The sequence below is a fragment of the Micromonospora sp. NBC_00362 genome (genome assembly GCF_026342155.1).
In the GTDB taxonomy this organism is placed as follows: domain Bacteria; phylum Actinomycetota; class Actinomycetes; order Mycobacteriales; family Micromonosporaceae; genus Micromonospora; species Micromonospora hortensis.
Window position 1 is genome coordinate 4623756 of the sequence record NZ_JAPENH010000001.1, and the last position, 20381, is coordinate 4644136.

The 20381-nt window shown below is 70.5% G+C and carries 14 protein-coding genes and 1 pseudogene; 8 read left to right on the top strand and 7 right to left on the bottom strand.

The features are described from left to right. Positions 1 to 8: 8 nt before the first annotated feature. A complete protein-coding gene (locus OG992_RS21255) occupies positions 9 to 2411 on the bottom strand; it encodes a bifunctional diguanylate cyclase/phosphodiesterase (RefSeq protein WP_238687606.1) in 2403 nt (800 codons plus the stop codon). 714 nt (positions 2412 to 3125) lie between these two features. On the opposite strand from OG992_RS21255, the gene OG992_RS21260 reads away from it, so the two are divergent. The 5 genes from OG992_RS21260 (at position 3126) to OG992_RS21280 (ending at position 9186) form a co-directional block, all read left to right on the top strand. Next, positions 3126 to 6206, top strand: a complete 3081-nt coding sequence (locus OG992_RS21260) for a BTAD domain-containing putative transcriptional regulator (protein ID WP_266304119.1) — start codon at positions 3126 to 3128, stop codon at positions 6204 to 6206. A gap of 262 nt (positions 6207 to 6468) precedes the next feature. After that, a complete protein-coding gene (moaC, locus tag OG992_RS21265; RefSeq protein ID WP_266304120.1) occupies positions 6469 to 6960 on the top strand; it encodes a cyclic pyranopterin monophosphate synthase MoaC in 492 nt (163 codons plus the stop codon). Then, positions 6957 to 7427 carry a molybdenum cofactor biosynthesis protein B gene (locus OG992_RS21270; RefSeq protein WP_091397543.1) on the top strand — a complete coding sequence of 157 codons (471 nt, stop codon included), beginning with the start codon at positions 6957 to 6959 and terminating at the stop codon, positions 7425 to 7427. The genes moaC and OG992_RS21270 overlap by 4 nt, the downstream gene beginning before the upstream one ends. A gap of 77 nt (positions 7428 to 7504) precedes the next feature. After that, on the top strand, positions 7505 to 8761 hold the full coding sequence (locus tag OG992_RS21275; protein WP_266304121.1) for a molybdopterin molybdotransferase MoeA: 1257 nt from the start codon (positions 7505 to 7507) through the stop codon (positions 8759 to 8761). Then, on the top strand, positions 8758 to 9186 hold the full coding sequence (locus tag OG992_RS21280; RefSeq protein WP_238687603.1) for a molybdenum cofactor biosynthesis protein MoaE: 429 nt from the start codon (positions 8758 to 8760) through the stop codon (positions 9184 to 9186). The genes OG992_RS21275 and OG992_RS21280 overlap by 4 nt, the downstream gene beginning before the upstream one ends. 4 nt (positions 9187 to 9190) lie before the next feature. On the opposite strand, the gene OG992_RS21285 is transcribed toward OG992_RS21280, so the two are convergent. Continuing rightward, positions 9191 to 10657 carry a glycosyltransferase 87 family protein gene (locus OG992_RS21285; protein WP_238687602.1) on the bottom strand — a complete coding sequence of 489 codons (1467 nt, stop codon included), beginning with the start codon at positions 10655 to 10657 and terminating at the stop codon, positions 9191 to 9193. Positions 10658 to 10872: 215 nt separating this feature from the next. Continuing rightward, positions 10873 to 11418, bottom strand: coding sequence for a DoxX family protein (locus OG992_RS21290; protein WP_238687601.1), 546 nt, complete (start codon positions 11416 to 11418; stop codon positions 10873 to 10875). A gap of 133 nt (positions 11419 to 11551) precedes the next feature. Between OG992_RS21290 and OG992_RS21295 the strand changes: the two genes are divergently transcribed. Beyond that, positions 11552 to 12100 carry a GNAT family N-acetyltransferase gene (locus tag OG992_RS21295; RefSeq protein ID WP_091396674.1) on the top strand — a complete coding sequence of 183 codons (549 nt, stop codon included), beginning with the start codon at positions 11552 to 11554 and terminating at the stop codon, positions 12098 to 12100. Positions 12101 to 12123: 23 nt separating this feature from the next. Here the strand turns inward: OG992_RS21295 and OG992_RS21300 are convergent, their stop codons facing one another. The 3 genes and pseudogenes from OG992_RS21300 to OG992_RS21310 all read right to left on the bottom strand — a co-directional run. Beyond that, positions 12124 to 13365 (bottom strand): ATP-binding protein, encoded by a 1242-nt coding sequence (locus tag OG992_RS21300; RefSeq protein ID WP_091396677.1) that lies wholly within the window; start codon positions 13363 to 13365, stop codon positions 12124 to 12126. 156 nt (positions 13366 to 13521) lie between these two features. After that, positions 13522 to 13971 carry a hypothetical protein gene (locus OG992_RS33820; RefSeq protein ID WP_323181958.1) on the bottom strand — a complete coding sequence of 150 codons (450 nt, stop codon included), beginning with the start codon at positions 13969 to 13971 and terminating at the stop codon, positions 13522 to 13524. A 463-nt stretch (positions 13972 to 14434) separates the two neighbouring features. Continuing rightward, positions 14435 to 14902 (bottom strand): annotated as a pseudogene (locus OG992_RS21310) (hypothetical protein); the annotation flags it as partial. 432 nt (positions 14903 to 15334) lie between these two features. Here OG992_RS21310 and OG992_RS21315 point away from each other — a divergent pair. Together OG992_RS21315 and OG992_RS21320 are read left to right on the top strand one after the other, a co-directional pair. After that, on the top strand, positions 15335 to 16339 hold the full coding sequence (locus tag OG992_RS21315; RefSeq protein ID WP_238687599.1) for an EamA family transporter: 1005 nt from the start codon (positions 15335 to 15337) through the stop codon (positions 16337 to 16339). Positions 16340 to 16349: 10 nt separating this feature from the next. Then, positions 16350 to 17003: a prepilin peptidase gene (locus tag OG992_RS21320; RefSeq protein ID WP_266304123.1), complete on the top strand. Its 654-nt coding sequence runs from the start codon at positions 16350 to 16352 to the stop codon at positions 17001 to 17003. A 167-nt stretch (positions 17004 to 17170) separates the two neighbouring features. On the opposite strand, the gene OG992_RS21325 is transcribed toward OG992_RS21320, so the two are convergent. Further along, on the bottom strand, positions 17171 to 20350 hold the full coding sequence (locus OG992_RS21325) for a UvrD-helicase domain-containing protein (protein ID WP_266304124.1): 3180 nt from the start codon (positions 20348 to 20350) through the stop codon (positions 17171 to 17173). Positions 20351 to 20381 lie beyond the last annotated feature (31 nt).

A 20381-nucleotide genomic window follows, 5' to 3' on the forward strand; every position in this document is an offset into this window, starting at 1 on the left:
ATGTCTGTTCAGGCGGGCAGGTGTGGCAGGCGGTCGGGCCTGGAGCGGCCGCCCTGGCGGCGGTTCTGGCTCAACCGGATCACCGCCCCGGTGTCGTGCAGCGGCGCGGCGAGGGTGCCCGGCCGGCCGCCCGAGCCGCGCTGCATCGCCGCGAGGAGGGTGCCGGACGGCATCGGTCGGGCGAACAGATGCCCCTGGCCGGCGGCGCAGCCCAACTCCCAGAGGGCACGCCGCTGCGGCTCACTCTCCACCCCCTCGGCCACCACGTCCAGGTCGAGGCTGCGACCCAGGTCGAGGGTGGAGCGGATGACGGCGGCGGCCTCCGCCGAACTCTCCATCGTCGTCACGAAGCTCCGGTCGATCTTCAGCTCGTGAACCGGGATTCGGGAGAGCAGCGAGAGGGACGAGTAGCCCGTGCCGAAGTCGTCCAACGCCAACCGGACTCCCTCGTCGCGGAGTCGGCTGAGCACCCGGTCGACCACGTCGAGTTGGCTGAGGGTCAGCGTCTCGGTCAGTTCCAGGACCAGCCGGTCCGGTGGTAGGTCGTGGGCGCGGAGGCGGGCCAGCACCGAGCCCGGGAACCGCGCGTCGAGCAGGCTGCGCGGGGACACGTTGACCGCGACCGGTACGTCGAAGCCGGCGTCGCGCCAACTCACCGCCGCGATCAGCGCCTGGTCGAGGATCGCTTCGGCGAAGGCCGGTAGCAGTCCGGACCGTTCCACCGCCTCCAGGAACCGCAGCGGGTCGATCAGGCCGTGGGTGGGGTGGTGCCAGCGGGCCAGGGCCTCAGCGCTGGTCACCTCACCAGAGCCCAGGTCGACGATCGGTTGGAAGTTGACGACGAACTCGTGGTCGGCGACCGCGCGCGGTAGGTCGCCGCCGAGGGTGAGGCGACCGAGGTCGGCGGTGTCGCGGGTCGGGGCGTACGTGGCGATCCGCTGCCCGGCCCGCTTCGCCTGGTACATGGCCACGTCGGCGCGGCGCAGCAACTCGGCCATGCCGCCGTTGGACGGGGCGCCGGAGATCCCGCCGCTGGCCTCGACGCTGATACGCATGCCATCCAACTCGAACGGCTCGTGCAGAGCGGCGAGCAGCGTCTCGGCGCGGTGCGCGGCGACCGCCGGGGCCGGCAGACCGCGCATGAGTACGGCGAACTCGTCGCCGCCGAGGCGGGCCACCAGGTCGCTCGGCTGGGCGGCGCCCCGTAACCGGTCGGCCACCTGCACCAGCACCTGGTCGCCCGCGGCGTGTCCGAGCGTGTCGTTGACCTCCTTGAAGTGGTTGAGGTCGATCAGCACCAGCGCGGTCACCCCGTCGGCATGGCGGGTGCTCAACTGTTCGGTGCCCTCGTCGAGGAGGTGCCGGCGGTTAGCCAGGCCGGTCAGCGCGTCGTGCGAAGCCGCGTACGCGTGCTCGTCGGCGACCCGGGCCAGTTCGGCGTACGCCTGGGCGTTGCGGACTGCGGTGCACAGCGCGGAGGCGAAGGTCCGCAGGGTGTACTGCTCCCGCTCGGAGAGCTGGACCGGGCCGCGGAAGCGCAGTCGAAGCATGCCGATATCGACAGTCCGGTCGTGGCCTTCCAGCGGCGCGGGGACGATGGTGCCGTCCACGTCGGTGGGCGTGCCGGTCGGACCGTCGAAGGTGATGCCGCCGGTGCCGCCGCGTACGGTGCGGTCGCCGTCGCGTAGCTCGATCTCGACCTCGTCGGCGGAGAACAACTCGGCGGCCTGGGTGACGGCTGTGGTGAGGACGTTGTCCAGGTCGACCACGTTGAGCGCGTCGGTGGTGCGGGCGAGCCGCTGCCACGCCTGCTGCTCGGTGCGGGAACGGATTCTGGTGGAGTAGGCCAGGTGCAGGCTGAGCACGAGCGGCGGTATGGCCAACAGGAGTTTGAGGTTGGCCTCAAGGATCAGCAGCGTGCAGGCCGCCACGACGAACCGGAGGGCGAAACCGGCGAGCCGGAGGTCGAGATTACTTCGGAACTGCTTTGAGATCTTGGTCCTGGACGCCAGCGCGATGACCGGTATGGCCAGGATGTCGTCCAGGAGGGCCGCAGCCAGGTAAGCCAGCGCCAACGGCACGAGCAGGGCCACGGTGCCCTCGGGCGGCCAGGTCCAGGTCGTCATTGCCAGCGTGATGCCGGCACCCCAGGCCACGATGACGTTCTTTCCCACGCTGAAGGCGAGCTTGATCGCCGGCTGGCGGTGCCAGGTGAACGCGATGCCCACCGCCGTGGAGAGCACCACTATCGGGGCCGGAACGACGGCGAGACCGATGATGATCGCCGTTTCGGTCCAGCTGATCGAGTGGGTGGTGGATCGGATCCGCACCCTCGCTTTGACCAGCGTTCCCAGGGCGATGGTCACGGTGAGCACGACGACGACCGCGGCATCGTTCGGCGTGGCGGTCATCGCGAACCGCACTGCGACCGGCAGTGAGGTGGCCGTGATGACAGCCGCTACAACGACGACGAGACCGACGAGCAGCCGTAGCCGCTGATCGGTCTCAGTCTCTCGTCGCTGAGGATGGGTCACATCACCCCCGAAAGGACTGCCTCCGCCTTGTTCGTAGCCTAACGTGCGGGAGTCGCACACGTACCGTGCGAAATTTTTAGTCCCATTCGCTGCCGCGCATCGCAATGCTCCTCTCGGCTGCCGTGTCATTCGATGACCTGCCCCCAGGGGAGGTCTTCCTAACGAAAGGCAGCTTAAGAGATGGAAGGGCAGCTTAGAAGAATTATATGTCGGTATGCGCAACATTAGCCAAGCTGGAGTGGATTTATTACGTTCTGTCCATCACGGCTAAACGGAGTGCGGTCAGGTCGCAGCGGTGTTGGTTTCGCAGACGGCTCGAAACTGCGGACCGTGTCTGCTCGGGTTATGAACGTGTTACTCCCCTGTTCGGCAGCCCTCGGTCTGCGGCCTCTCCCAGATTTTGGCTCGGCGTAGTGGCGTATTGCGCAGATTGGTATGACTAGGTCGTAAGAGCGGTCGGGACAGCTCCCCGCAACGTTCTCAGGCCGATGCGCGACCTTCGCATCGCCGCACGGGCGGTGAGTGCCGGGGGTGAACCGTAGGCTTCGTTGTGTGATCGGCTGAATGCCCGCGACGGCTGGAGCAGGGCGAGTGGAGATTCAGGTTCTAGGCGGCCTTTCGGTGCAACTACTTTCTCGTACGTTGCGCCTCGGAACACCCAAACAGCAGGCTATCTTCGCGATGCTCGCAGTTCAGCCAGGTCGACTGGTTACCGTGGCCGACTGCATCGATGAGTTATGGGTCGATCGCCCACCGCGATCGGCCGTAGCGAATGTGCTGAGCTATGCCGCCAATCTGCGCCGAACTTTCGAGGCTTTCCCGTCCGGTCGAGGGGTCGTCGTGCGGCAGCGGAAGGGCTTTCGTCTCGACGTGCCACCCGAGCTGATCGATGTCTCATGCTTTCAGATGGAGCGGAGCGCGGGCCGGGAAGCCTTGGAGGTCGGCCACCTGGAGCAAGCTCGGGAGTTGCTGAGCCGAGCCGTCGCTCGGTGGCAGGGCCCGATGCTCGCCGGCATCCCGCTGGGACCCGTGCTCAGCGCTCGCGTGCTCGCCGCCGAGGAAGAGCGTCTGCTCGCCGTGGAACTTCTTGCCGACGTACAGCTGAGATCCGGGCGGGGTGATCTGGCGATCCCGTTGTTGCGGGAAGTCATCGCCCGTCATCCACTCCGGGAGCCGACGTATGTCCTGCTCATGCGGGCTCTGTACGAGGGCGGCGATCACGCGGGCGCGCTCATCGCGTACGACGAGATCCGGACGCGACTGATCACCGAGCTGGGGGTGGTCCCCGGGGCAACCATCGAAGAGTCGCACCGCAAGATTGCCACTTCGAGCCCAGTACCCGCTGTGCTCTCCCGACCAGGATCTTCCGTGGCGCTCGTGCACGACCCGGCGGGAGAGGCGGCAGCTGAACAAACGGGTCAGGTCAAACCGGTGGATCATCTTCCGCGGGCCGTCGCGGATTTCGTCGGGCGGGAAGACGTCCTGTCACGGCTGCTGGCGGAGACTCAGCGAGTCGAGGAACGAGTTCCGGCAGTGCACATGATCGACGGCATGGCGGGCAGCGGCAAGACGACCCTCGCCGTGCACCTTGCCCGCCGACTGTCCGATCGTTATTCGGACGCCACCCTGTTCATCGACCTGTGTGGCCATGGCGACAAGAACCAGGTCGAGCCAGGGGGCGCCCTGGTCACACTGCTGCGTCAGCTTGAGGTGCCGGCCGACCGTGTTCCGGTCGAGTTCGACGCCAGAGCGGAGTTGTGGCGACGGGAACTGGGCCGTCGAAGGTCGGTGCTCGTCCTCGACAACGCCGCGAGCAGCGAACAGATCCTGCCTCTCCTGCCGACTGAGCCGACCGCCGTCGTGCTGGTGACATCAAGGCGGAGGCTCTCTCATCCGGACGTGGCGCCTTCACAGACGTTGCCGGTGATGACTCCTGAAGAGAGTCTCGACCTCCTCGCATTCAGTGTCGGTAAGGCCCGGGTCGAAGCGGAGCCGGACGCCGCGGCCGAGGTGGTCCGGCTGTGCGGGCATCTCCCCCTGGCAATTCGGCTGGTCGGCGCCAGACTCGCCCATCGGCGCGGCTGGCGGTTGGCGGACCTGGCCGGACAGATGGCTGACGATCCTCTGGTGCTGCATCACCTGGGTCAAGAACAGAGCACCGTTACAGGCGCCTTCGCCGCCTCCTACGAGCCGCTCCCGGGTTCGACCAAGCGTGTGTTCCGGTTCCTGGGTCTGTATCCCGGTAACCGCTTCAGCCCGGCGGCAGTCGCCGCACTGACCGGCCTGACAGTGGCGGAAGCTCACGAGGCGCTCGACGACCTCGTCGACCGGAACCTGGTGGAAGACCTGGACTCGACGCGATATCGACTACACGACCTCATGCGCCAGTACGCCGTGGAGTTGTGCACGCGTACTGAATCCGCGAGCGACCGAAAGCTCGGGTTGGCTCAGCTGTTCGACTTCACGCTGGAGGCGGCGCTGAGGGTCGCCGATCTGCTGGAGCCCGGCGTCATCAGATCCCAGGTCACTCACCGCTCGTCCGGACGTCCTGAGCTGTTCGAGGCTATCGGTGATCCATGCACCGACTGGTTGGAGGCGGAGCGCACGGAACTGGTGGCAATAGTGTTGTCAGCACTCGAGTCGAAGCTCTACCAGCACTCCTGGCAACTGGCCCGCGCCCTCTGGCGATTTTTCTACATCCGCGGATACTACGAGGACATCATTCTGACCTTCCGCCACGCACTGACGGCGGCGGAGGCAACGGGAGATGTCGACGCGATGGCGGTGGTGAACAACTACCTGGCTTCCGCCTACGTACGCACCGGTGACAACCAGTGGGCACTTGACCACCTGACCCGGGCGGTGGACCTCTCTCGCAACTCCCGGGACGTCCGGAACACCGCGCGGTACCGGGCCAACCTTGCGGCTGTCTACGCGTGGAGCGGGCACCTTGCCGAGGCGGTGACGGTCGGTATGGAGAGCCTGCGCGACTACAAGGGATACGGAAATGTCGGGGTGCCAGTCGTGCTGCCGAATCTTGGCACGGCACTGATGATGCTCGGGCGCTACGAGGAGGCGTTGCGACTGCACCGCCGGCACCTGGCATGGGCCCGGACGAAGTCCGAGGACTTCCATGTGCTCAACGCCTTCGGTCATGTTGGGGCGGTGCGCGTGAGAATGGGCCATTTTCCGCAGGCAATCCGGATCCTCAAGGCCTCGTTGGCCTTGCGCGATCGCACCGGCCACCGGTTTGCCGAGGCTGAGGTCCGCAACGACCTCGGGATCGCCTATCGCGGTCTTGGCCGCCTGGTCGAGGCCCAACAGCAACACGAGGTGGCCAGGCAGTTGTCGATCAGCTCGGGGGAACGACACGTCGAGGCGGCCGCGCTGAACGAGCTTGGTCGCACTCTGCTGGCGCAAGGGCGGTGCGGCGAGGCGGCCGAGATGCACCAGGTCGCTCTGCGGTTGGCCACTCGGATCTCACACCCGTACGAGCAGGGACGTGCCTTGGCTGGTCTCGCCGAACACTTCACCCATGTCGACCCGGCGGAGGCCCGACGGCACTGGGAGCGGGCGTTGGCGATCTTCCGACGGATGGGCGTGCCGGAGCGCTTCGAGGCCGAACGTCGCCTCGCCGAGTTGACCGGCGCGACAGTGGTCGCAGGGCGCTGACCAGCCTGAACGGCGCTTATCGATTTCTTATCGGCAGGCCCGGTAACTTACCGGCCGTATCGGCGAACGGGGGAGGTTCTGCCAGTGGGCAGAACCGGGTCGTCGACACGCCCCGCTGCCGGGTCCCCCCCAGCGACCTCGGCGGCGGGCTGGTGAGGGAGGAGCGGCGTCGGGGCCGTTGCGCCGTCAGCACCCGGTGCGGTCGCCAGCGTGACGCCGCTCCTTCCGACCGCCGTCGTACCGCACCGATAGGCTCACGACCGTGACCGAACCCGCGCAGCTCAGCCACGTCGATCGCGCCGGCGCGGCCCGCATGGTCGACGTCTCCGCCAAGGCGGTGACGGGTCGGTTGGCCGTCGCGGCCGGCCGTTTGCGGACCACGCCCGAGGTCATCGACCTGCTCCAACGGGACGGGCTGCCCAAGGGTGACGCGTTGGCCGTCGGGCGGCTCGCCGGGATCATGGGGGCCAAGCGCACTCCTGATCTGATCCCGCTCTGTCACCCGATCGCCCTGCACGGCGTCACGGTCGACCTGCGGTTGACCGCCGACACCGTGGAGATCACGGCCACTGCCCGCACGGCGGACCGGACGGGGGTGGAGATGGAGGCGCTGACGGCGGTCGCTGTCGCGGGTCTCGCCCTGGTCGACATGGTCAAGGCGGTCGACCCGGCGGCTTCGGTGGAGGCGGTCCGGGTGCTGCGCAAGGAGGGCGGCAAGACCGGCGAGTGGGTTCGGCCGGAGGACCGGCAGTGATCCGGGCTCGGGTGATCGTCGCGTCCAATCGGGCCGCGGCCGGTGTCTACGCCGACACCAGCGGGCCGTTGCTCGTCGCCGGCCTGCGTGAGCTGGGTTGCCAGGTCGACGACCCGGTGGTGGTGCCCGACGGTGAGCCGGTCGGCGACGCTTTGCGGGCCGCCCGCGCCGACGGTGTCGAGGTGGTGCTGACCAGCGGTGGCACCGGAGTGACCCCGACGGATCGGACCCCGGACGTGACACGGGGTCTGCTGGATTACGAGATCCCCGGCATCGCCGAGGCCATCCGCGCGCACAGTCGTGACCGCGTGCCGACGTCGGTGCTGTCCCGGGGCCTGGCCGGGGTCGCCGGTCGGATGTTGGTGGTCAATCTGCCCGGCTCGACCGGCGGCGCCCGCGACGGCCTGGCCGTTCTCGGGCCGATCCTCGGCCACACCGTCGACCAGCTCCGCGGCGGGGACCACTGACCGCTTCGCGGCGGCGGCCACTGACCGGTGCGCGCCAGGCCCGGGCGGGTGTCGGTCCGTGCCGATAGGCTCGGTCGGTGAGCACGGAAACCGCACCCACAGCGGATCGGGTCACCGCACCCCCGCCAGCCGGGTGGGAGGAAGCCCGTTCGCGGGTCTACGCGGTCGGTCTGGCCGCCGCGCTGCCCGCCACCGCCCGACCGCTTGTCGACACCGACGGGTCGACCCTGGCCGAGCCGTTGACCACCCGCACCGACCTGCCGGCGTTCCCGACCTCCAGCGTGGATGGCTGGGCGGTGCGCGGCAGTGGGCCGTGGCGCGTCGTCGGCCGGGTCCTGGCCGGCAGCACCCCCGCGCCGCTCACCAAGGACGACACCACCGTCGAGATCGCGACCGGTGCGATGGTGCCCGAGGGCGCCACCGCCGTACTGCGGGTGGAAGAGTCGACGAACGCTGACGGCCTGGTCACCGGCGTTCCCCGGGAGTCGCCCGAGTGGCGGAACCCCGGCGAGGAGGCGTACGCCGATGAGGAGTTGTTGCCGGCCGGCACGCCGGTCGACCCGGCGGTGATCGGCCTGGCAGCCGCCTGCGGGCACGACACGCTGCGGGTCCGGCGGGTGCCGCGCGCCGCGTTGCTGGTCTTCGGCGACGAGCTGCTGACGGCGGGCCCGCCCGCGGCCGGTCGCATCCGCGACGCGCTGGGCCCGGCGGTGCCGGCCTGGCTGCGGCGATACGGCTGCCAGGTCCGCCCATCCGACGTGGTCGGCCCGGTGGCCGACACGCTGCCCGCGCACGTGGCGGCCCTACGCTCGGCGCTGGGCCACGCCGATCTGGTCTGCACCACCGGCGGCACGATGAACGGCCCGGTCGACCACCTGCACCCGACCCTGGAGGCGCTCGGCGCCGACTACGTGGTCAACACGGTGGCGGTCCGCCCGGGCTTCCCGATGCTGCTGGCCCGGCTGACCGGCTCCGACGGGCGGGCCCGGTTCGTGGCCGGGCTGCCGGGCAACCCGCAGTCCGCCATCGTCGCGCTGGTGTCGCTCGTCGCCCCGCTGCTCGCCGGCCTCCAGGGTCGGTCGATGCCGGTGTTGCCGCAGGTCACGTTGGCCGAGGCGGTGCCCGGTCGCGGTGACCACACCCACCTGGCGTTGGTCCGACTGGACCGGTCCGCCGGCGTCGCGTTCCCGGTCCGTCACGTCGGCTCGGCGATGCTGCGGGGCCTGGCCGGCGCCGACGGGTTCGCTGTCATCCGACCCGGCACCAGCGGTGAGCCGGGCGACCGGGTGCCGATCGTGCCACTGCCGTTGTTTCCCGGGGAGCGTGCGTCGTGACGGCACCAGCGATCACCTTCGGCGAGGTCACCGACCAGCCGCTCGACCTCGCCACGCACGAGGCGGCGGTCGCCGACCGTCGGGCCGGCGCCGTGGTGTCCTTCCAGGGCGTGGTCCGCGACCACGACCACGGTCGCCAGGTCAGCAGCCTGGAGTACGAGGGGCACCCGAGCGCCGAGCAGGTGCTGCGCGAGGTGGCCGCCGAGATTGCCGCGGAGCCCGACGTCTACGCGGTGGCGGTCTCGCATCGGGTCGGCCCCCTGGTCATCGGTGACGTGGCGCTGGTCGCCGCGGTCAGCACCGCACATCGGGCGGCGGCCTTCGCGGCCTGCGCCCGGCTGGTCGACGAGGTCAAGGCGCGACTGCCGATCTGGAAGCGGCAGGTCTTCACCGACGGCACCGAGGAATGGGTCAACTGCCCCTGACCGCTCAGCGGCGGCCGTTGACCACCACGGCTCGGGCGAGCCGGTCGCCGTAGAACGCCGGCTCCGCGCCTGGGCGCCAGGGCAGCGCGGCGACCAGGATGATCAGCGCGAGCGCGAGTGAGTTCTCCATCAGTGCCCCGAACAGGCCGTCCTGGTAGTGCGACATCTCCGGCAGTTGGTGTTCGTACGGCCAGATCGGAGAGATCAGGAAGAGCAGGTAGAGCCCGATCGCGGCGAAGCCGTGGCGGAGCCCAGTCAGCGCCGGGTACCAGATCGGCGGGCGGAGCCCGTTGACCCCGGGTAGACCGCCGAAGGCTGGCCCCTGGCCGGTGCGCTGCGGCATCCCCCGGCTCGCCTCGCGGCGACGCACGGCGGCGTCGGCCAGCACGATGATCGCCGGGATCACCCAGACCAGGTGGTGCGTCCAGGAGATCGGGCTGATCACGTTCGCGGTGAGACCGACCAACGTGAAGGCGGTCAGCTCGTCACCGTCGGCGCGGGAACTGGCAGCCCGGGACAGGCCCAGCGCCAGGACCAGCACCGAGAAGGCGAGCCACAGCAGCCCGGGGGTCTCGATCGAGTCGTACAGCCGGGCGAGCAGGCCGGCGAGGGACTGGTTGGGCGTCATGTCCGCCGCGCCGACCCGTTCGGTCTGCCACAGCACGCTGCCGAAGTAGGTCCGCGACTCGTCACCGACGATCGCGAAGGTCCCCACCGTCACGCCGATCGTGGTGCCGATGGCGGTGGCCGCCACCCGCCACTGACGGGTGATCAGCAGGTAGGCGATGAACAGTGCCGGGGTGAGCTTGACCGCTGTGGCGAGGCCGATACCGGCCCCGGCCCAGGCTCCGCCGTAGATGAAGCGCAGCAGCGGGCCGTCGGTGGCGGCGTAGTGGGTGCCCCGGCGGGACCGCCAGCGCAGGCCGATCAGGTCAGCCATGATCAGGGCGAACAGCAGGATGTTGACCTGGCCGTAGCCGAGGGTCTCCCGAGCTGGCTCGATGGCGACCGCGAGCGGCACCGCCAGGGCCACCGTGAACCACAGTGGCCACCCCAGTCGATCCACGATGGGTCGGAGCAGCCCGGCCAGCACCAACGCCAAGGCCGCGATGCTGGCGGCGGCGTTGACCAGGCCGGCCGCGCCGATCGGCAGCTGCGCCATCGGCAGCATGACCAGCCCGGCGAAGGGCGGGTAGGTGAACCCGAGTGTGGTTTCGGGCGCGATGAACTCGTAGAGCTCGTGACCGCTCGCCCACCACACCACGGCACCGTGGTAGATCTTCATGTCGAAGAAGTTGTACGGCCGCCCGAAGGTGCCGATGGCAAGCCATGCGGCATAGGCGACGGCGGCCACGATGGCGCCCCGTACGACGTTCCTGCGATCGATCCCGCGCGTCACACGGTCGATCCCGCGTGACACACGTTGGATTGGGGCGAGGCGGTCCGCCCGTCTACCGACATCCGTCGGCATGGCGTGGCCACCCCCGTACCAAGGTCGTCCTACCCGTCCAGGTCCTGCACGGAGCCTAGAACGGCGCCTCACGTCAGTGCCTCCCGCGTTATGCGACCGTGTCCGATCCCACACATGTTTTTTACATTTCCACCGCGTTAACGCCTACCGGGTGGTTCAGGTGATTCGTGGCCTTAGCGAGGGGTGGGGGTGGGACGCAGACGGATCGACGCAGGTCAGCCGGGGAGTCGACGTGCGGTGGCCGCGGAGCGGACGGCGATTCGGGCCTCGCGGCGGGCGGTCCGGACGGCACGTTGCATGGAACGTCGAGAGTGGCCGATGCGATGGCCCGTCCGCCACCGCAGACCCGGCTTGCCTTCGGTGTCCGCCGCGGCGAGCAGCAGACCGCCGAGGAGCCCGAGGTTCTTCAGGACGTGAATCTGATTGTTGTTCTTGGCGATCGGGTCGTCGTTGTTCCAGAAGGGATGCCCGGCGATGGTCACCGGCACCAGTGTGCCGGCCAGAACCAGCGCCGCAGGTCGACTGAGCCGGCCGGTGGCCAGCATCAGACCGGCGCTGACCTGCACGGCCGCGTTGAGCCGGATCAACGTCTCGGTGTCGGTGGGGAAGCTCGGGTGTGCCTTCTTCAGCACCGGTGCGACCTTGTCGGTAACCGGTTTGGCGGCCACCGTGAGCCGGCCGGGGTCGCGTAAGTTGCGATACCCGCTGACCACGAAGATGCCGCTCAGCATGGCGCGGGCGAGGGAGCGTACGGGCGTCATGGATCAGTCATACCCCGTCGCGACGTTTGCTACCCCGTCAACCGCAGGATCGGATTGGTGTTCGTACACGTACGCCACGCCGAATCGAGCGACAGTCACTGATGGACGGGCGCCGGCGGGTAACGTCGCGCGGGTGACCACGCTGCGGCTACGCCCCGAGGACCCGGCCGACGCCGGCCCGGTCCGCCGCGTACTGGCCGCCGCCTTCGCCCGCCCGGACGTGGCGACGCCGCCGGAGGTCAGCCTGGTCGACGAGCTACGCGACACCACCGCCTGGTTGCCGGAGTTGGCCATGGTCGCCGAGTACGGCGGTGAGGTGGTCGGCTACGCGCTGCTCACCCGGGTACGGCTGCGGCCGGAGCGAGGCTCGGACGTGCCGGTCCTGGCCCTCGGCCCGGTGGCGGTCGCGCCGCACCGACAGCGTGTCGGGCACGGCACGGCGGTGGTGCAGGCCGCCCTGGACGCCTCCACCGAGTTGGGCGAGCGGCTCGTCGTCGTCCTCGGCGCTCCGGTCTTCTACCGCCGGTTCGGGTTCGGCCCGGCGAGTGAACTGGGCCTGACCGGCCCGTGGGCCGGCCTCGGTGAACCCTGGCAGGCGCTGGTGCTGCCGCCGTCCACCAGCGAGGAGGGCCCCCCGCCGCGCGGTGAGGTGCTCTTTCCGGCGCCCTGGTCGAAGGTCTGACCGAGTCCACGCGATTGCCGGGGTCAGGCCGGCTGCGTCCGCAGGTACCGGCCGAAGTGCGGGACGGTGAAGGCGACAGTGCCCCGCTCACCGGAGTAGATCAGCCCCTTCTTGATCAGCGCGTCCCGGGCCGGGGACAGACTGGCCGGCTTGCGGCCGAGGGCACGGGCGATCTCCGCGGTGGGCACCGCGGCATCCATGTCGTCGCGGACCACAGCGCCGGGCTCACCCTCGACCGCGGACATCATGGCCATCGCCCGCATGTACTCGCGTTCGGCGGGAGTGGCCCGTTCGAAGCGGGAACCGAAGAACCCGACCGCCAGCTCCGCCTCCGCCTCCGGCGCGGCGACCCGCACATCGGCGGCGGTGATCGGCGAGCGTGGCGCGTGGTCCCAGGTGGCCTTGCCGTACGCCTGGACGAAGTAGGGATAGCCGCCGGACTTCTCGTAGAGCAGGTCGAGTGCCTTCTGCTCGTACTCGACCTCCTCGCGCTCGGCGGGCGCGCAGAGCGCTCGGTCGGCGGCGATCCGGTCGAGCCGGTCGATGCGTTGATAGCGGAACAACCGTTCGGAGTACGACTTGGCGGCGCTGAGCACGGCCGGCAGGTGCGGAAGGCCGGCGCCGACGACGATCAGCGGCGCGCCGAGCTGGGACAGCTCGTGGCAGGCGGCGCAGAGCGCCGACACGTCCTCCGGGCCGAGATCCTGCATCTCGTCGATGAAGATGGCGATGCCGGTGCCGACGTCACTGGCCACGGCGGCGGCGTCACTGAACAGCTCGACCAGGTCGATCTCGATGTCGCCGGAGTCGGCCCGGCCGCTGGCGGCCGGCACGTCGATGCCGGGCTGCCACCGGTCGCGCAGCTTGGTGGCGGCACCGGCCCGGCCGGTCGGGTTGGAACGCTGGGCGAACGCCTTGAGGACGCCGAGGAACGCGTCGATCCGGTCCGGTGCGCGGTGGCGGGGGGCGAGCTCCCGGACCGCCATGTGCAGCGCGGCTGCTACCGGTCTGCGCAACGACTGGTCGGGTCGAGCCTCGATCTTGCCGCTGCCCCAGAGCCGGTTGATCGCCTGCGACCGGAGCGTGTTGAGGAGAACCGTCTTGCCGACGCCGCGCAGCCCGGTGAGCATCAGGCTGCGTTCGGGTCGACCCCGGGCGATGCGTTCGAGCACGATGTCGAAGACGTCCAGTTCCCGCCCCCGCCCGGCAAGTTCGGGCGGACGCTGACCGGCGCCCGGCGCGTACGGGTTGCGGACCGGATCCACGCATCGCAGATTATCGGGCCATCTAGCTGCGAGGCTAGACATGGATAGATAGGGCTACCGGCGTGTCGAGACCGTCGACCATAAACTAGGGCTGTCTAGCGTGGACGCTAGACAGCCCTAGTTTTGGCAATCGGACCGGCGATCGGCCAGATCGGGCTAGCGCTTCTTCAGACAGAGCACGTAGTCGAACAGGTCGACCGAGTTGTCGTGCACGTAGTTGGCGGTGGCCTGTGGCGCGAGCGTCTCGCACCGGTCGCCGTCGGTGGTCGCCGGAATTCGCAGCAGCACCTGGTAGGTGTTCGGGCCGCAGGGCACCTTGCGGAGGTCCGCGTCGTTCTCACTGCCGTCGTTCACCACGCAGTCACCCCTGGCGAACTCCTCACCCGGAGTAGGGGCGGCCGACGTCGGGGCGTCGCTGGGCAGCGCGGGTGGAACGACCGGGGCACTCGTCGATGGGGTACGCGCCGCGTCGCTGCCAGCGTCGGCCACCTTCCACACCGCCCACCCGGCCAGGCCGAGGCACGGACAGAGCACGAGCAGCACCACCACAGTGATGATGAGAGCGACGTTACGGCCGGTCTTCTTCGCCGGCGCGACGGGCGGCATCCCGTAGCCGCCGGGAGGCTGCTGATCCCACGGCGCGGATGGCTGGCCCGGCATCGGCCCGGTTGGCTGACCGGGCATCGGGCCCGCCGGTGGATACGGCCCGGCTGGCTGACCGGGCATCGGGCCCGCCGGTGGGAACGGACCGGCCGGCGGGAACGGCCCGGGCGGTGGGTAACCCGGGCCCGAGGTGGGCGGCGGTGCCCACATCGGCGTGGTCGGCGGCTCCGGGTTGGAGGGCGGCGGCGCCCACATGGGTGCCGTCGGTGGCTCGCCGTCGGTCGGGGGAGGACCCCACTGCTGCCGGGTCGGGTCGTCCCCGGCCGGCGGGGTGCTCAACTGGGGCACCGTCGGGTCGACCGGTGGTGAGCTGGCCGGCTCGTTGGGTGGGCGCTGGTACGGATCGTCCGGCTGATCGGAACCCGCAGGTCCGTAGGTCGTCATGTCATCCCCGGGGTGGGTGGTCTCAGCGTTGCTTGAGGCAGAGGACGAAGTCGAGAGTGTCCAGCTCACTGTCGAAGAAATACCAGTTGGTGTAACCCTCGACCTTGCCGCACTTGGCCTCGGCGTCCCGCTCGCCGCTGGTCGGGCCGTCGATCCGGCTCAGCACCTCGTACGACTTCGCGGTACAGCCGCTGATCAGCAGCTTCGGCTTGCCGCCGGCGGTGCCGTCGTTGCGGACGCACTGGCCGACCTTCGCGAACCGGGGATCGGCCGACGACTCCGGCGCGGCCGCGCTCGGCACGGGCTCGACCACGTCCGCGCTGGGCTCACCGGCAACGGCCGAGTTGCTCGGCGCGGCTGCCGGCGCCGGGTCGCTCTGCCCACGGCGCAACCAGAACGCGCCAGCGACGGCCACCACCAGCAGGACGACGGCCAGTACCGCGATCAACGGCCCCCGACCGCGCCGGCTCGGTGCCGGATCCTCGCCGTACGGGTCGTCGGGCCGGTACGGCTGCCCGTCGTACGGCGGGGTCGGCTGGTACGAGCCGCCGTAGGGCGTGCGGGGCTCGTGGCCGTAGGGCGTGTCGGTCCCGCCACCGTAGGGAGCGCCGGGCGTTGCCCCGTAGGGCTCGCCGGGCGCCGCTCCGTAGGGCGGGGTGGGTGGGCCGCCGTACGGCCCGGGACGTCCCTGCGGTGCGGGCGGGTACGACGGGACCGCCGGCGGGTAGGGCTCCGACGCGGGCGGGTAGGGCTGCTGCGCCGGTCGACCGGGCGTCTCGTCGGGTCTCTGCCCACGCCACGGCCCTGGGTGGCCGCCCCCCGGTTGTCCGTAGTTCGTCATGCCGCCCTCCTGCACGAGTGGTGAGAGGCCGGCCACCAAAGCGCGACGCGGGCTCCGGGGTCACCGTAGCGTGGTCCACTGATGAGCTCACCTCCACCGAGCACCACGGCCCTCGCCGACCGTCGTGCCAGCAGCACGCCGACAGTGATCTGGACCGCGTTGATCGTGGTCTACGTGCTCTGGGGGTCGACCTATCTGGCCATCCGGATCACCGTGGAGACGATGCCTCCGCTGCTGTCGGCCGCCCTCCGGTTCGCCGTGGCCGGCCTGGTCCTGGCGGTGGTGCTGCGACTGCGTAGAGGCCCTGGCGCGCTGCGGGTGGACCGACGGCAACTCGGCTCGGCCGCGTTGGTCGGAGTGCTCCTGCTCACCGCCGGCAACGGCCTGGTGGTGCTCGCCGAATCGGGGCCGCCGGGAGTGGCGGTGCCGTCCGGGATCGCCGCGCTGCTGGTGGCCACGGTGCCGCTGCTGGTGGTGCTGTTGCGCTCGGCCACCGGGGACCGGCCGCCGATCTGGACGTTCGCCGGGGTCACACTGGGCTTCGTCGGCCTCATCCTGCTGGTGCTGCCGGGCGGAAGTTCGGCAGCGGTGCCGCTGCTCGGGGCGTTGACAGTGGTGGCGGCAGCCACCTCCTGGTCGGTCGGGTCGTTCCTGTCCGGACGGATCCGGATGCCCGCGGACCCGTTCGTGGCCACGGTGTACGAGATGATGGCCGGCGCGCTGGTGCTGGTGGCCGTCGCCGCCGGCCGGGGCGAACTGGCCGACTTCCACCCGGCGGAGGTGAGCACCCGGTCCTGGTTGGCGCTGGGCTACCTCATGGTGGCCGGCTCGCTGGTGGCCTTCACCGCGTACGTCTGGCTGCTGCACAACGCGCCGATCTCGCTGGTGTCGACGTACGCCTACGTGAATCCGGCGGTCGCGGTGGCGCTCGGCGCGCTGCTGGTGGCCGAGCCGATCACCCCGCAGGTGCTGCTCGGCGGTGCTGTCATCGTCGCCGGGGTCGCCCTGGTGGTGACCACCGAACGGCCGCGTCGGGCGGGCACAGGATCACGATCGGGGGACGCGCCGGTGCGCGACCGCCAGTAACGTCCGGCCCATGTCGGCCGCCGCGCTGGTGTCGATCGCGCTGCTCGGCGCTCTGGTCGGCCTCGTCGTACCAGTGGTGTCGCGGCGCTTCGCCACAGCGGACGCCCGGCCACTGACGTTTCCACTGCCGCAGCCGGTCCGACGGCCGTGGGCCGACCCGATGGTGGCGACCATCGTCTTCGTCGGCCTTGCCGTCGCCGTGGGTGACGACCCGGCGCTGCCGGTCTTCCTCGCGGTCGCGGCGGTCGGTCTGGTGCTCGCGCGGGTCGACCTGGCCTGTCTGCGGCTGCCCGACCCGTTGGTGCTCGTCGCCGGGTTGCTGGCCCTCGGAGGGCTGACCACAGTGGCGCTGCTGTCCGGCACTCCCGGCCGGCTGCTCGGCGCGATGGGAGGTGCGGCAATCGGTGGCGCGGCGCACGTGCTGCTGGCCTTGCTGCCCGGCTCACGACTGGGTTTCGGGGACGTGAAACTCGCCGCCGTCCTCGGCCTGCCGCTCGGCTGGTTGGGGTGGGAGGTCCTCCTGACCGGGCTGCTCCTGCCGCACGTGCTGCACGGCGGTCTGGTGCTCGGCCTGCTCGCCGCCCGAAAGGTGCACCGGAACACCCTGCTACCCCTCGGCCCGGCCCTGCTGGTGGGCACCTGGCTAGCCCCCCTCCTCACCTAAAGCGCCCCGCCCCGCCCCGCCCCCGGCCCCCGCCCCCGCCCCCGCCCCCGGCTTCGTCGATCTTGCAGTTTCTGCGCCGACATAAGGTGCATTCCACGCACAACGACGACCGAAAGTGCAAGATCGACGGGGTGGTGGGGCGTGGGGCGTGGGGCGTGGGGACCGGGTTAGATCAGGCGGAGTTGGCGGTCCTTGGGGCGGCGAGGCTCGGCTTCGCCGAAGCGTTCGAAGAGGCCGGGGTCGATGGTGTTGAGGAACGGCGAAGGTGTGCAGTCGCGCTCGGTGCCGTGCCGGGTGCGGCGGGCGGCGTGACTGACGTACAGCCGGTCCTGAGCCCGGGTCAGGCCGACGAAGAAGAGTCGGCGCTCCTCGGCCACGGCGTCCTCGTCCGGCGTCGAGCCCGGCCAGCGCAACGGCAACAGCCCGTCCTCGACACCGACCAGGAAGACCACCGGGAACTCCAGGCCCTTCGCGGCGTGCAGGGTGAGCAGCGTGACCGCCTCGGCGCGCGGGTCGAGCGCGTCCACTTCCGCTCCGGTGGCCAACTGCGACAGGAAGGCCTCCAGGTCGTCACCGCAGCGTCGGGCCAGCGGGGTCAGCAGGTCCACGGCCGAGCGGACGTCCTCGGGTCGGACCGCGTTGCTGGCGCCGTCCAGGGTGGGCACGGCGAACCGCTCGGCCACCACCTGACCGGCCAGCCGCACCCGGGCGGCAAGTGAGCCGGCCAGACCGTCGGCGTGCCGTAGCTCGCGGGCGATGGCGGCCACCCCGGGCCGATCCCGCAGCCGATCGTGGGAACGCTTCTGCACGGGGATGTTCGCCCGGGTCAGGGCGTCCACGATCGGGGCGGCCTGCGCGTCGGTGCGGTACAGCACGGCGATGTCGGAGAACGACAGCGACGTGGACCGGCCGTCGATGCGGCCCGAGTCCAACGAACGGTGCGACAAGCCACCGACCAGATCGTCGACGGTACGCACCACGAAGTCGGCCTCCTCCGCCACGGACGCCGCCGGGTAGCGCCCGACCAGCGGAGCCTCCGGGTCGAGCCGGGCCGGGTCCAGTCGCCGGCCCCGGACCAGCGAGGACGGGGCGATGGCCTGCACGGCGGCGGCCAGGATCGGGGCCGACGAGCGGTAGTTGCGGTTGAGCCGGACCAGTCGGGCGTCGGTGAAGTCCTCGGAGAAGCGCAGGAAGTAGCCGACGTCGGCACCCCGGAACGAGTAGATGGCCTGGTCCGGGTCGCCGATAGCGCAGAGGTTGCCGTCGGCGGGGCTGAGCAGCCGCAGCAGCTCGTACTGCACCTCGTCGACGTCCTGGTACTCGTCGACGAAGATCCACCGCCAGCGGTCCCGGTACCGATCGGCAAGCTTCCGGTCGGCCCGCAGCAGCTCCACCGGCAGGGTCACCAGTTCGTCCAGGTCGACCAGGTCCTGCTTGCGCAGCAGCGACACGTACGCGGCGCTGTCGCCGCCGGCCTCGGTGCGTGCCGCCGCCCGTTCGGCGTCGTCGGCGATCCGGAAGTCGGCCGGCAGACCCGCCGCGCCGGCGTTCTCCCGCAGGATGGTCAACCCCAACGCGTGGAACGTGCCCACCGTGACGTCCTCGGCGACCGGACCGAGCAGGCCGTCGAGGCGGTGCCGCAGCTCCTCGGCTGCCCGACGGGTGAACGTGATCGCGAGGCAGTGCTCGGGAAAGACGTTCAGCTCCGCGCAGAGGTACGCGATCCGGTGGGTGAGCGTCCTGGTCTTGCCGGTGCCCGGACCGGCCACGATGAGCAACGGACCGCCGGGTGCGGAGGCCGCCACCCGCTGCATGGCGTCCAGTCGGTCCAGCAGGCCGGTGCCGACCTCCTCCATGCCGGAGAGCATCGGCTCGAACGGCTCGTGCGGAGACGGCGGCGACGCGATCGGCGGCGCGGGCACCGGGACCGGCTTCCGCTTCGGCTCCGCCTTGGCCGCCGCCGGGCGCTTGGCCGGGACCCGGGGAGCCGGCTCCGCGGGCCGTCGCTGCGCCGGCACCGGTACGTCGAACAGCGTCTCCTGCGCGCCCAGCTCGGCCCTGTCGAAGAGCGTGATCACGCCGTACTCGCCGTCGTAACCGGGCACCCGGCGGACGTCGCCGCGCCGAAGCCGTCCGATGCCCTCGGCGAGCAGCTCACCACCGGCCTGCGCGATGTCGGTCAGCGGGGTCGTGGTCAGGATCTCCAGCTCGGGGCCGAGTGCGGCCAGCAGCTCGTTGAGCCGCCCCTCGACCTTCTTCGACCGGGCACCCACCTTGTTGATCTCGCCGAGGATCTCGGCCAGCGGTACCAGGTGGGTGACGTCCCGGGCGTGCGCCGGCCGGTGACCGTCCGGGCGGTCGGCCAACTCCTCGATCCGGCTGAGGACACCCACGGTGAGGGGTTTGCCGCACTCGGGGCAGCGCCCGCCGGCCGCCCGGGTGCGCTCCGGAGACCAGTTGACCCCACACAGCCGGTGCCCGTCCGCGTGGTACTTGCCCTCCTCCGGGAAGAACTCGATGGTGCCGGCCAGGCCGTCACCGGTACGCAGCGCTTCCCGAACGGCGAAGTAGTCCCGTTCGGCGGTCAGCACTGTCGCCTCCCGGCCGAGCGCCGGTGGCGAGTGCGCGTCCGAGTTGGACACCAGTTGGTAGCCGTCCAGGCTGCCGACCCGCCAGTTCATGGCGGGGTCGGAGGAGAGCCCGGTCTCCACGGCGAAGATGTGCTCGGCCAGGTCGGCGTAGCAGTCCGCTATCGCGTCGAAGCCGGACTTCGAGCCCAGCGCGGAGAACCAGGGAGTCCAGATGTGTGCCGGCACCAGGTAGCCGTCCGGGCTGGCCTCCAGCGTGATCTCCAGCAGGTCGCGGGAGTCCAGTCCGAGGATCGGTCGGCCGTCGGAGCCGAGGTTGCCGATCCGGCCCAGCGCGGTGTTGAACCGGGCCACCGCGTCCAGATCCGGCAGGTAGATCAGGTGGTGCACCTTGCGGGTCCGGTCGTCCCGCTTGTAGATGGTGGAGATCTCCACGCTCAGCATGAAACGGACCGGGTCCGCCTCCACCGTGTGCGCGAGCCGGGGTGGCAGCCGACGGGCGATGTCGCGTTCCGCCTCCGGGTCGAGCCGGTAGAGCCCCGGTTCGGCCGGGCGCAGCGTCTCCCGCAGGTGGTCGTACCAGGCGGGGTGGGTGAAGTCACCGGTGCCGAGCAGGCCGATGCCCTTACGCCGGGCCCACCACGCGAGGTTCGGCAGGGTGAGGTCACGGCTGCACGCGCGCGAGTACTTCGAGTGGATGTGCAGGTCCGCGACGAATGGCGGTAGGCCACCGGGGGGTACGGCGCTGAACGGGGGCACGCCGCATCCTGTCACGCCCGCCGCGCCGGCC

Excerpts from the sequence above, each read along its gene's own strand:
- OG992_RS21255 (WP_238687606.1), bottom strand. The coding sequence starts at position 2,411 with ATGACCGCCACGCCGAACGATGCCGCGGTCGTCGTCGTGCTCACCGTG.
- OG992_RS21285 (WP_238687602.1), bottom strand. The coding sequence starts at position 10,657 with ATGCCGACGGATGTCGGTAGACGGGCGGACCGCCTCGCCCCAATCCAA.
- OG992_RS21290 (WP_238687601.1), bottom strand. The coding sequence starts at position 11,418 with ATGACGCCCGTACGCTCCCTCGCCCGCGCCATGCTGAGCGGCATCTTC.
- OG992_RS33820 (WP_323181958.1), bottom strand. The coding sequence starts at position 13,971 with ATGCCGCCCGTCGCGCCGGCGAAGAAGACCGGCCGTAACGTCGCTCTC.
- OG992_RS21315 (WP_238687599.1), top strand. The coding sequence starts at position 15,335 with ATGAGCTCACCTCCACCGAGCACCACGGCCCTCGCCGACCGTCGTGCC.
- OG992_RS21320 (WP_266304123.1), top strand. The coding sequence starts at position 16,350 with ATGTCGGCCGCCGCGCTGGTGTCGATCGCGCTGCTCGGCGCTCTGGTC.